The following is a 12,138-nucleotide window of genomic DNA, read 5'->3' as shown; positions in this document are numbered from 1 at the left end:
CCGGGACAAGCCCGGGCATGACGACCTACTCCGCAGCGCCAGCCTGGCCTAAACTGCCGCCATGACCGCAACAGACAACCACGTCGCCGTCATCGGCGCCGGTCCCGCCGGGCTGATGGTGGCGGAGGTGCTGGCGCGGGGCGGCGTCCGCGTCACCGTCTACGACGCGATGCCGTCCGCAGGCCGCAAATTCCTGATGGCCGGCCGCGGCGGCCTCAATCTCACCCACAGCGAGCCGCTGCCGCAGTTCTTGGCACGCTATCGCGAGGCAGCACCTAAGCTGCAAGCGGCGATCGAGGCGTTCCCGCCGGACGCGCTGCGCGCCTGGAGCGAGGCGCTGGGCGAGGCGACCTTCGTCGGCACCAGCGGGCGGGTGTTCCCCAAAGCGTTCAAGGCTTCGCCCTTGCTGCGCGCGTGGCTGCGTCGGCTCGATGCCGCCGGGGTGCGCTTTGCGTTTCGTCACCGCTGGATTGGCCGGGACGAGCACGGCCGGTTGCTGTTTCGCACCGGCGACGGCGAACGGTCGATCGAGGCCAGGGCAGTGGTGCTCGCCCTCGGCGGCGCAAGCTGGCCGCGGCTCGGATCGGACGGCGGCTGGGTCGATCTTCTCGCCGCAAGGGGCATTGCCGTCTCGAAGCTCCGGCCGGCGAATTCCGGCTTCACGGTGGCTTGGTCCGATGTGTTTCGCGACCGCTTCGAGGGCCAGCCGCTCAAGGGCGTGGCGCTGACGATTGGTGCGCACACGATGCGCGGCGAAGCGATGGTGACGCGCAGCGGCATCGAAGGCGGTGCGATCTACGCGCTGTCGGCCGAGCTGCGCGAGGCGGTGCTGAATCTCGGGCAGGCGATGCTGATGATCGCGCTGCGGCCGGACCTTGCCGTCGCCGACCTGACAACGCGCCTGTCGGGCACGCGCGGCAAGCAATCCCTGGCTAACTTTCTGCGCAAGGCGGCGCAATTGTCGCCGGTCGGTATCGGCCTGATGCAGGAGGCGGCCATCGCATCCGGCCGGCCGCTGGCGTCGTTCTCACCGGCCGAGCTCGCGCGCCTGGTCAACGCAATTCCGGTTCGGCTCACCGGCGTCGCCCCGATCGATCGGGCGATCTCGACGGCAGGCGGAATCATTTTCGACGAACTCGACGAACACTTCATGTTGCGCAAGTTGCCAGGCGTGTTTGCCGCGGGCGAGATGCTGGACTGGGAGGCGCCGACCGGTGGCTATCTGTTGCAGGCCTCGTTCGCGACGGGCGCTGCCGCGGGCAGGGGGGCTCTGGAGTGGCTTGCTGGTGCAACGCCGTCATTGCCAGCGTAGCGAAGCAATCCAGGCTGTCTCTGCGCCGGGATTCTGGATTGCTTCGCTGCGCTCGCAATGACGAGTGTGGAAGCGGCGCGCCTACCGCAACTTCCCCCGCGCCGCGACCGGCAGCGTGCCGATGATCTCCTCGCCGCGCACCATCACCACTTCGTCCATCATGTTGACGACGACGCAGACGTGGTTCGGCACGATGCGGACGACGTCGCCGACATTCGGCCGCGTGTTGCTGCGGGAGAGGTCGAGGAAGCCGTGCTCCTCGGCGAATTTTGCGATCTTGGCTTCGGGATGCTCCAGGATCAGGCCGTGGCCGTCGAGGCCGCCGGTGTCCGTGGTCAGCGTCTTCGAGCCGGCATCAAGGATGCCGCGCTCGGGCGCGGCGCGGCTCACCACGGTAGAATAGATGTGCAGGGCGCAATCGTCCCAGGTCGCCGAGCCTGCAGCGACCTGCATGCGGTCGTTGTAGATATAGGTGCCGAAGCGATGCTCGGTGCCGCCCTTGAGCTTGCCGATGTTGACGAGGTTCGGCGTGCCGCCGGTCGAGACGATCCTGGCATCGAGCCCGTGCGCCCGCACGCCGGCCAACGCCTCGTCGTAGAACTTCTGCGCCTCAGCCCAGCCGGTCTCGGTCGGATACAGCAGGAAGCCGGCGAACTCGAGGCCCTTGCAGGCCGCGATCTCGCGCGCCAGCGCAATCGCCTCGGCCGGGGTCTCGACGCCCGCGCGCTTGCGGCCGGTGTCGCATTCGACCACGACCGAGAGCGGACGCCCCGATGCTGCCGCTGCCTTGGGCAACCCCGCGACGACGGTCGAATTGTCGGCGGCCACCGTCATGTTCGCCTTCGCCTGCAACGCGCCGAGGCGCGCCATCTTCTCCTCGCCGAGGAGATTGTAGCTGATCAGGATGTCGTCGATGCCGGCATTGGCCATGATTTCGGCTTCCCCGAGCTTCTGGCAGGTGATGCCCTTGGCGCCGGCTGCGACCTGCATCCTGGCGATGGTCGGGTTCTTGTGCGTCTTGATGTGGGGACGGTTGGCGATGCCGGCGTCGTCGCAGGCCTTCTGGATGCGCGCGATGTTGCGCTCGACCCGGTCCATGTCGATGACGGCGCAGGGCGTACCGTATTCGCGGGCGATTCTGGCGGCGAGGGATGTGGTCATGGGATGTCTCTATGTTCGGTCCTGTAGGATGGGTAGAGCGCAGCGAAACCCATCATTTGCAGCAACCGGGCAGGTGTCGATGGGTTTCGCTTCGCTCTACCCATCCTACGATTTAAGCCTGTTCTATCTCTTCTCTGAGCATTTCAAGTTCAAGCCAGCGCTCTTCAGCGGCGGACAGTTCCTCATGCGCCTTGGCGATGGCGGCGGACGTATCGTCGAATGTCTTGCGATCCTTGGCGTAGAGGTTGGGATCGTCCAGCACGCGCTGCAGCTTGGCGATATCGGCATGCAACGTTTCCATCTTCTTCGGCAGTGTTTCCAGTGCGTGCTTCTCGTTGAAGCTCAGCTTTCGCTTGGGCGCGGATGCTGGAGCAGCAGGCCGCTCCTCTTTCTTCTCCGCCGGAGCTTGCGCCTTCGCCGTTTCGCGTTTCAGGTCGGCGCCGCGCTGCGCCAGCATGTCGCTGTAGCCGCCGGCATATTCGATCCACTTGCCATTGCCCTCGGGCGCGATCACAGAGGTGACGACGCGGTCGAGGAAGTCGCGGTCGTGGCTGATCAGGATGACCGTGCCTTCGTAATCGCCGAGCATCTCCTCGAGCACGTCGAGCGTTTCGAGATCGAGATCGTTGGTCGGCTCGTCCAGCACCAGCAGGTTGGACGGCTTGGCCAGCGCGCGCGCCAGCATCAGCCGGCCGCGCTCGCCGCCGGAGAGCACTTCGAGCGGCGTGCCGCGCTGCTCCTGCGCGAACAAAAAGTCCTTCATGTAGCCGACGACATGCTTCGGCTTGCCACCGACCATGACGTGATCGCCGCGGCCGCCGGTGAGGGCTTCCGCCAGCGTCGATTTGGGATCGAGGCTTTCGCGGTGCTGGTCGAGCGTCGCCATCTCCAGATTGGCGCCTAACCGTACCGTGCCGGAATCAGGCTGCATGCCGCCGGTGAGCAGGTTGACCAGCGTGGTCTTGCCGGCACCGTTCGGCCCGATGATGCCGAGCCGGTCGCCGCGCTGGATGCGGGTCGAAAAGTTCTCGACGATCTTGCGATCGCCATAGGCCTTGGTGATGGACTTCGCCTCGATCACCAACTTGCCGGATTGCTCGGCTTCGCTAGCTGCGAGATTGGCGCTGCCGGCGGTGCTGCGATAGTTGCGGCGCCGGTCGCGCAGCGCATGCAGATTGGCGAGGCGCTTGACGTTGCGCTTGCGCCGACCCGAGACGCCGTGGCGCAGCCAGTGCTCCTCGTCGACGATCTTGCGGTCGAGCTTGTGCTGGTCGCGCTCTTCTTCCGCGAGCACCTCGTCGCGCCAGGTCTCGAACGAGGCGAAGCCGCGGTCGATCTGCTTGATCTTGCCGCGGTCGAGCCATGCCGTGGAGCGCGACAGATTGGTGAGGAAGCGGCGGTCGTGGCTGATGATCACGAGTGCGCTGCGGCGGCCATCGAGTTCCTGTTCCAGCCATTCGATGGTAGCGAGATCGAGATGGTTGGTCGGCTCGTCCAGCAGCAGAATGTCGGGTGAGGGAGCCAGCACATAGGCCAGCGCCGCGCGACGGGCCTCGCCACCGGAGAGATCATGCGGGTTCTCGTCGCCCGTGAGGCCGAGCTGCTCCAGCAGATAGCGCGCCTGGTGTTGGTCGTCGCCGGGCGCGAGCCCGGACTCGACATAGGCAAGCGTGGTCTTGTGCTCGCCGAAATCCGGCTCCTGCGGCAGGTAGCGCACGGTGGCGCCGGGCTGCACGAAGCGGGTGCCGCCATCGGGCTCGACGAGGCCGGCGGCGATCTTGAGCAGCGTCGACTTGCCGGAGCCGTTGCGGCCGATCAGGCAGACGCGCTCACCCGGCGCGACGTTGAGCTCGACCCCGCTGAGGAGCGGCGTGCCGCCGAAGGTCAGCCTGATGTCTTTGAGTTGGATCAGCGGCGGCGCCATGATCAGCCCTGACTCGTAGCGGCCTGGTCGGCGCGGCGGCGCTGGATCCGGCGCAGCGTCTGGTCGAGCGCCGAGAGGAAGGCGGAGCGGTCGCGCGGCGCGAACGATCGCGGCCCGCCGGTGACTTCGCCGGCCGAGCGCAGATCGGTCATCAGATTGCGCACCGCCAGCGTCATCCCGATCGACTCTTCGGTGAACGGCTTGCCGTTCGGCGCGATCACGTCGGCGCCCGCCTTCACGCACCGGCTCGCCAGCGGAATGTCCGATGTCACGACCACGTCGCCGGACCTGGCGCGCTCCGCGATCCAGTCGTCCGCTGCGTCCATGCCGGCGCCTGCGGCGATGCGCTCGATCAGCGGATCCTGAGGCACGCGAATGAAGTTGCCGGCGACGACGCTCACGGGCACGCCGTGCCGGAGCGCGACGCGGTAGATCTCGTCCTTCACCGGACAGGCGTCGGCGTCGACATAGATGCGGGTGGGGGTGACATTCATTCGCCGCGTGGTACCCCATTCGCGCCGCAAAGGCGAGGGGATTGACCCTGGTTCCTCAGGGCCTACGATCGCCCTGAAACAACAAGAATATGGGGAAAGCCAAGCCATGCCGAACCGGCTCGAAACCTGGCGCGTCGAGGCCTACAACACCGCCAAGCAGTCCGAAAACAAGATGCATGACGATACGGTCGCCCGCCGCTTCGGCTTTTCCGGCGGACTGGTCCCGGGCGTCGATGTCTTCGCCTACATGATGCACGTGCCGATCGCCCGCTGGGGACGCGATTTTCTATCGCGCGGGCTGGTCGAGGCCCGCTTCATCAAGCCGGTCTATGACGGCGAAACCGCCGACGTCGATGCCACCGAGCACAACGACCTGCTCACCATCGAGGTGTTCAGCCGCACCGAGCTTTGCGCCACGGGGACGGCTTCGCTGCCGGCGAAGGCGCCTGCCGTGTCATTGAGCGACTATGTTGCGGTCCCCGCGGTCGCCGAGCGCAAGCCGGTCAGCCCGGCGACGTTCGAGACCGGAAGATGGCTGGGCACAGTGCCGCGCCGATGGGCCGGGCAGGATGCGGCCGACTATCTCGCGGACATCAGGGAGATCGACCCGATCTTCGCGCGCGAGGGGCTTGGCCATCCCGGCTTGATCCAGCGCGTCATGAACCGCGTCCTCGTCGACAACACCATTCTGGGGCCCTGGATTCACGTCGGCAGCCGCATGCAGCTGCTGTCTGCCGCACGCGCCGGCGACGAGATCACCGCGCGGGCGAAGGTCACCGCGAATTACGAGAAGAAGGGCCACCGCTTCGTCGAGCTCGACGCGCTGGTGGTCGCCAACGGCACCACGCCGCTGGCGCATTGCCAGCATACGGCAATCTATCAGCCGCGGGAGCAGGCGGCGGCGTAGAGGGGAAGGGCACACCGTCACCACATCGTCATGCCTGGGCCTGTCCCGGGCATCCACGTTCTTTGTGCGTCAAGGCGTGGATGGCCGGGTCAAGCCCGGCCATGACAACGGAAAGAGCGCGTGCTCAGGCGCGCCTACGCCGCCTTGGCCTTCGCCTCCTGGATCGCGCGCCACACGCGCTCCGGGGTCAGCGGCATGTCGATGTGCTCGATGCCGTACTCTGACAGCGCATCCAGCACCGCGTTCACCACGGTCGAGAGGCTGCCGGCGCAGCCGGCTTCGCCGCAGCCCTTGCTGCCGAGCGGATTGGTGGTGGCGGGCACCGGATGATCGCCGACCGTCATGTTCGGCACGTCCTCGGCGCGCGGCAGGGCGTAGTCCATCAGTGAGCCCGTGATCGGCTGGCCGCTCTCGTCGTAGCGGATGTGCTCCATCAGCGCCTGGCCGATGCCTTGCACGACGCCGCCATGGAGCTGGCCCGCGACCAGCATCGGGTTGATCACCGTGCCGAAATCGTTCACGGCGCTGTAGCGCACGATCTGCACCACGCCGGTTTCCGGGTCGATCTCGACCTCGGCGACGTGGCAGCCGTTCGGAAACGCCGAGGCGATCGGTTCGCTGGTGTGATCGACGTCGAGCGAGTCGGGCACGCCCTCCGGCACCTTGCCGTCATGCAGCTTCTTGGCCAGCTCCATGATGTCGATGCTCCGATCGGTGCCGGCGATCGTAAAACTGCCGCCTTCGAATTCGATGTCGGCTTCGGACGCTTCGAGCATGTGCGCTGCCGCGCGCTTGCCCTTCTCGATGACGAGCTTTGCGGCCCCCACGATCGCCTGGCCGCTCGCGGTGATCGAGCGCGAGCCGCCGGTGCCGTTGCCGGTGTGGACGATGTCGCTGTCGCCCTGCACCAGCTTGATGCTCTCGAAGGGCACCCCGAGCTGCGCGCTCAGCACTTGCGCGAACGGGGTGGCATGGCCCTGGCCGTAATCGAGCGTGCCGGTGATGAGCTGCACGGTGCCGTCAGGATCGAACACGATCTTGCCGAGCTCCGGGCTCGGCGGCGCGGTGACTTCGAGATAGGAGCCGACGGCGATGCCGCGCAGCTTGCCGGCCTTCCTGCTCTCCTTCTTGCGCTTGGCGAAATTCTCGTGGTCGGAGATTTCGAGCGCCTTGTTGAACACCGCCTGGAAGTCGCCGCTGTCATAGGTGACGCCGGAGGAGGCCGGGAACGGCATCTGGTTCGGCTTGATGAAGTTGCGCTTGCGCAAGGTCAGCCGGTTGATGCCCATCTCGTCGGCGGCGCGGTCGATCAGCCGCTCCATGTAGTAGTTCGCCTCGGGCCGGCCGGCGCCGCGATAGGCGCCCATCAACGTGGTGTTGGTCAGCACCGTCTTGATGTCGACCGCCATCAGCGGCGTGCGATAGACGCTGGAGAAATTCTTGCCGGTGTTGAGCGAGAGCGGCCCCGGCGCGACGCCGGTGATGTAGGCGCCCAGATTGCCGTAGCCGGAAAGCTTCGCCGCGAGAAAATGCCCCTCGGCATCGAGCGCGAGCTCGGCATGGATCTTTTGCGCACGGCCGTGGCTGTCGGAGAGGAAGCTGGTGGAGCGCTCATCCAGCCACTTCACCGGACGTCCCAGCGCCTTGGCCGCATACAGGATGCACATGTACTCGGGATAGTTGACGTTCTTCATGCCGAAGGAGCCGCCGACATTGGCGGTGAGGATGCGTACCTTCTCGTTCGGCACTTTCAGGTTCTTGGCCAGATTGGCGCGGTTGCCGGCCACGCCTTGCGTCGGCACCTGAAGCGTGTAGCGCTCGGTCTTCTTGTCGTAGGAGGCAAGGCCAACGCGCGGCTCCATCGAGACCACGGCGACGCGGGTGTTCTCGATGTCGAGCTTGGTCACATGAGCGGCGCTGGCAAAGGCCGCGTTGACCTTGTCCATGTCGCCATAATGGTAATCGAGCGCGACGTTATCAGGGATGTGGTCGTAGAGCTGCGGCGCGCCGGGCTTGGCGGCTTCCTCGGGATCCGTCACCGCCGGCAGCGGCTCGATGTCGAGCTCGACGGCCTCGGCCGCATCGCGGGCCTGTGCCAGCGTCTCGGCGACCACGAAGGCGACGGGATCGCCGACGAAGCGGACCTTGTCGGTCGCCAGCGGCTGGCGGTTGGTCTGGAGCAGGGGCGAGCCGTCACGGCTCTTCAGCGGCAGGCCGCAGGTGAAGGGGCCATAACCGGCGGCATCGAGATCCTTGCCGGTCCACACCCCCAACACGCCCGGCATCGCCTTGGCGGCCTCGCCGTTGATGCCGCGGATGACGCCATGGGCATGGGTGGAGCGGACGATCACGGCATAGGCCTGGCCGGGCAGGTTGAAATCGTCGGTGTAGCGGCCCTTGCCGCGCACCAGCGTGTCGTCCTCCTTGCGGCGGACCGGTTGCCCGACGCCATATTTTTGCAGTGCAATAGCGTTTTCGAGCGTGGACGATTTGGTGTGTTCTTGCATGGAATTGACCTGAAAAGCCGGCATTTGCGCATTTTCGCGGCAGCGGAGGACCGGACCCTGTTCAGATAACCCACCGCCCCGTTCACGACAACGCACGAATGGGCATGGTCCCATGTGATGCGTTGTTGCGCAGGGCGACCGCGCTGCTAATGTTTCAGGCGAAAAATCAATTCCAGACCGGCCCGACCGGCCGCGGAAAGACAGTTTGTATGAATGACCACACGCGGCTCCGCGACGGCCATGTAAGCCAACATGGGCCGCACGGCGAGCTGGAGGGGTCAATGGCGACGGTGGCGTTGGCCGCCGATCCGGCCATTGGCGCGCAAGCGCCGGGAACCGGCGTCTATGCGGCGCTGGACCTCGGCACCAACAATTGCAGGCTGCTGATCGCCTGTCCGACTCATGACGGCTTTCGCGTCGTCGATTCCTTCTCGCGCATCATCCGGCTCGGAGAGGGCGTCTCGGCGACCGGTTGCATCAGCGACGCCGCGATCGAGCGCGCCATTGCGGCGCTCAGCATCTGCCGCGACAAGATCAACTTGCGGAAGGCGCGGCGGCTGCGGCTGATCGCGACCGAAGCCTGCCGCGCCGCATCGAATGCGGAGGGGTTCCGCAGCCGGGTTGCGGCCGAGACCGGCATCGAGCTCGAGGTGATCGACCGCGAGACCGAGGCCTCGCTCGCCGTGCTCGGCTGCTCGCCGCTGGTCGACTCCAGAGGACGCGGCGCCGTCCTGTTCGACATCGGCGGCGGCTCGACCGAGCTGGTGCGGATCGAGCGCGACGCTGAAAATCCGCAGCCGCGCATCAAGGCCTGGATGTCGATCCCCTATGGCGTCGTCACGCTCGCCGAGCAGTTCGGCGGCCGCGACGTCACGCCGGAGATCTACGCTGCGATGGAGCAGGAGGTCGCGAACCACGTCGCGCCGTTCGCCAAGGAGCACGGCGGCGATCTCGCGGACATGCATCTGCTCGGAACCTCCGGCACGGTGACGACGCTCGCCGGCATCCATCTCAATCTTGCGCGCTACGACCGCCGCCGCATCGACAGCATCTGGATGAACGATTCCGACATCACCGCGACCATCAACAAGCTGCTCGGCATGAGCTACGAGGAGCGCGCGAACAACAACTGCATCAGCGTCGAGCGCGCCGACCTCGTGCTGGCCGGCTGCGCCATCCTCGATGCCATCCGCCGCGCCTTTCCGCTGCCGCGCCTGCGCGTCGCCGACCGCGGCCTGCGCGAGGGCATGCTGGTCGAGATGATGCGCGAGGACGGCGCGCTCAGGAGCTGGTGAGATGGCGAAAGACACCACCGGCCGCTTGCACGTGCAGGTCAAGACCAAGGTCAAGACCGGCGGCAAGCGCAAATTGTCGTCGAAGCTGTGGCTGGAGCGGCAGCTCAACGATCCCTATGTCGCCAAGGCCAAGGCGGCAGGCTATCGCTCCCGCGCCGCGTTCAAGCTCTTGGAGATGGACGACAAGTTCCGGTTCTTGAAGCCCGGCATGGCCGTGGTCGACCTCGGCGCGGCCCCCGGCGGCTGGAGCCAGATCGCCGCCAAGCGCGTCGGCTCCACGGAAGGCAAGGGCAAGGTGGTCGCGATCGATCTGCTGGAGATGCCGGAGATTCCCGGCGTCGATTTCGCGCAGCTCGACTTCATGGACAACGACGCGCCCGAAAAACTCACCGCGATGCTGGGCGGCGGCGCCGACGTCGTGATGTCCGACATGGCCGCCAACACGACAGGTCACCGCAAGACCGACCAGCTCCGCATCGTCGGCCTGGTCGAGACCGCCGCAGCCTTTGCCTGCGACGTGCTCAAGCCCGGCGGCACGTTCCTCGCCAAGACGTTCCAGAGCGGAGCCGACGCCGACCTGCTCGCCCAGCTCAAGCGCGATTTTGCAACGGTGCGGCATGTGAAGCCCGCCGCGAGCCGGCAGGATTCCTCGGAGCGCTACGTGCTGGCGACGGGATTTCGGGGAGCTGTCTGAGCCGACCTCCGCTGTCGTCCCTGCGAACGCACTGCCTTCGCAGGGACGACACCGAATGTGTGGTGTCTTCGTCCGTTGCCGACTACCCCAGCCGCTGATCCCGCACGTCCTGCGTATCCTCGCTCGCCGCCTTGACGGCGGCCTTGGCCGCGCCCTTGCCGGCGCCCTTGCGGCTCGCGATCTCCACCGCCTTGCGGCCGGAGATCTCGTGGCCGGCATCCGCAGGCATCTGCCAGAAGAACCAGCTCGAGGCGGCCGAGGTCAGCGCCACCACGACGAAGGCCGGTGCGAACACGGTGGCGTTGAGCTCGCTGACATGGCTGAACCACATCGTGGTCTCGACAGAGGCCGCGCCGACGGCGACGCCGGCGGAGACCGCGAGCTGCTGGTTGACGCTCACGAGCGTGGTGGCACGGCTCATCTGCGCAGTCTCGACGTCGGCATAGGCGACCGTGTTGATCGCGGTGAACTCCAGCGAGCGGAAGAAGCCGCCGACCACCAGGATGACCATGATGATGAGCAGCGGCGTCGTCACCGTGAACAGCGCGCAGACGCCGAGGAAGAAGGCGCTGACGATCGCGTTCACCGTCATCAGATTGCGGAAGCCGAAAGTGCGGATGATCCGCGCCGCCAGCGTCTTCATGCCCATGGCGCCGAGCGAAGAGGCAAAGGTGACGAGGCCGGAATGGAACGGCGACAGCCCGAAGCCGATCTGCATCAGGAGCGGCAGCAGGAACGGCAGCGCGCCGATGCCGAGCCGGAACATGAAGCCGCCGAACACCGCCGCGCGCAGTGTCGGCAGCTTCAGGAGCGAGAAGTCGAGCGCCGGCGAGCCCGTGCGCCGGGCGTGCAGGACATACAGTGTCATCGAGATCGCTCCGCCCACGACCAGGGCGGCGACCGTGCTCCACGGCAGAAGGTTCAGTCCGGCAACGGAGAGGCCGAACGCGATGCCGGCAAGCCCGATACCCGCGAGCACCATGCCGTAGAGATCGAACGGCTCCTGAGTTTCGCTCTTGATGGGATCGATGAAGCGCAGCGCCATGAAGATGCCGAGCAGCCCGATCGGGATGTTGATCAGGAAGATCCAGTGCCAGGACGCATAGGTGGTGATGAAGCCGCCGAGCGGCGGGCCGATCACGGGGCCGATCAGGGCGGGGACCGTCACCCAGGCCATGGCATTGACCAGCGCGCTCTTGTCGACCGAGCGCAGCAGCACGAGGCGTCCGACCGGCGTCATCATCGCGCCGCCCATGCCTTGCAGGATGCGCGCGAATACGAAATCCGTGACCGAGGTCGAGAGCGCACAGCCGACCGAGCCGACCATGAACACGCCGACCGCGATCGCGAACACCATGCGCGCGCCGAACCGGTCGGCAGTCCAGCCGCTCGCCGGGATGAACACCGCCAGCGACAGCAGGTAGGACGTGATCGCGAGCTTCAGCGTCAGCGGGCTGGTGCCGATGTCGGCCGCGATCGCCGGCAGCGAGGTGGCGATGACAGTCGAATCCATGTTCTCCATGAAGAGAGCAGTGGCCACGATCAGTGGAATGACGCGTTGCTTGTCGACCATGACGGATTGGTAATTGAAATCGGAAGGACCGGCGGAGTTGCGGCTTATCACCGCCGTCTGCCGGGGACCATTGCGGATCGGTGCAAGGCACCTAGATCCCGCGTAACAGCGGTGTGACCCTCCCCCTCGTCATTCCGGGCTCGCGGCGTCGCAGCGGCCCGGAATGACGAGGGGTGCCCGCACCGGGCTATCCCGCCTGAATCGGCCAAAAAAGCCTGTGCATGGCTGGCAGGCGGCCCGAATTGCTTTGATTCGTCACGCGGCCGTGCTA

9 protein-coding genes are annotated in these 12,138 nt (G+C 66.4%); 4 read left to right on the top strand and 5 right to left on the bottom strand.

Annotated elements, in window-relative coordinates:
* Window positions 1-61: 61 nt before the first annotated feature.
* Window positions 62-1,312 carry an NAD(P)/FAD-dependent oxidoreductase gene (locus IC50_RS15540; protein WP_081492447.1) on the top strand — a complete coding sequence of 417 codons (1,251 nt, stop codon included), beginning with the start codon at window positions 62-64 and terminating at the stop codon, window positions 1,310-1,312.
* 81 nt (window positions 1,313-1,393) lie between these two features.
* Here the strand turns inward: IC50_RS15540 and IC50_RS15535 are convergent, their stop codons facing one another.
* From IC50_RS15535 to IC50_RS15525, 3 genes are all read right to left on the bottom strand, one after another.
* The gene (locus IC50_RS15535; RefSeq protein WP_035706072.1) at window positions 1,394-2,473 is read right to left on the bottom strand and encodes a D-TA family PLP-dependent enzyme; all 1,080 of its coding nucleotides are present in this window, start codon (window positions 2,471-2,473) and stop codon (window positions 1,394-1,396) included.
* Window positions 2,474-2,585: 112 nt separating this feature from the next.
* Window positions 2,586-4,397: an ABC-F family ATP-binding cassette domain-containing protein gene (locus IC50_RS15530; protein WP_035706069.1), complete on the bottom strand. Its 1,812-nt coding sequence runs from the start codon at window positions 4,395-4,397 to the stop codon at window positions 2,586-2,588.
* 2 nt (window positions 4,398-4,399) lie between these two features.
* Window positions 4,400-4,891, bottom strand: coding sequence for a YaiI/YqxD family protein (locus IC50_RS15525; RefSeq protein ID WP_035706066.1), 492 nt, complete (start codon window positions 4,889-4,891; stop codon window positions 4,400-4,402).
* A gap of 106 nt (window positions 4,892-4,997) precedes the next feature.
* Between IC50_RS15525 and IC50_RS15520 the strand changes: the two genes are divergently transcribed.
* The gene (locus IC50_RS15520; RefSeq protein WP_035706063.1) at window positions 4,998-5,798 is read left to right on the top strand and encodes a hypothetical protein; all 801 of its coding nucleotides are present in this window, start codon (window positions 4,998-5,000) and stop codon (window positions 5,796-5,798) included.
* A gap of 134 nt (window positions 5,799-5,932) precedes the next feature.
* Here the strand turns inward: IC50_RS15520 and IC50_RS15515 are convergent, their stop codons facing one another.
* On the bottom strand, window positions 5,933-8,305 hold the full coding sequence (locus IC50_RS15515) for a xanthine dehydrogenase family protein molybdopterin-binding subunit (RefSeq protein ID WP_035706099.1): 2,373 nt from the start codon (window positions 8,303-8,305) through the stop codon (window positions 5,933-5,935).
* A 209-nt stretch (window positions 8,306-8,514) separates the two neighbouring features.
* Here IC50_RS15515 and IC50_RS15510 point away from each other — a divergent pair, with 209 nt between their 5' ends.
* Together IC50_RS15510 and IC50_RS15505 are read left to right on the top strand one after the other, a co-directional pair.
* On the top strand, window positions 8,515-9,600 hold the full coding sequence (locus IC50_RS15510) for a Ppx/GppA phosphatase family protein (RefSeq protein ID WP_035706096.1): 1,086 nt from the start codon (window positions 8,515-8,517) through the stop codon (window positions 9,598-9,600).
* 1 nt (window position 9,601) lies between these two features.
* Window positions 9,602-10,294, top strand: coding sequence for an RlmE family RNA methyltransferase (locus IC50_RS15505; RefSeq protein ID WP_035706060.1), 693 nt, complete (start codon window positions 9,602-9,604; stop codon window positions 10,292-10,294).
* Window positions 10,295-10,376: 82 nt separating this feature from the next.
* Here the strand turns inward: IC50_RS15505 and IC50_RS15500 are convergent, their stop codons facing one another.
* Complete coding sequence (locus IC50_RS15500; RefSeq protein ID WP_035706057.1) at window positions 10,377-11,867, bottom strand: MFS transporter; 1,491 nt, start codon at window positions 11,865-11,867, stop codon at window positions 10,377-10,379.
* Window positions 11,868-12,138 lie beyond the last annotated feature (271 nt).

The sequence above is a fragment of the Bradyrhizobium genomosp. I (2014) genome (genome assembly GCF_000261685.1).
Taxonomy (GTDB): domain Bacteria; phylum Pseudomonadota; class Alphaproteobacteria; order Rhizobiales; family Xanthobacteraceae; genus Bradyrhizobium.
This window is presented reverse-complemented; position numbering and strand designations above follow the sequence as displayed.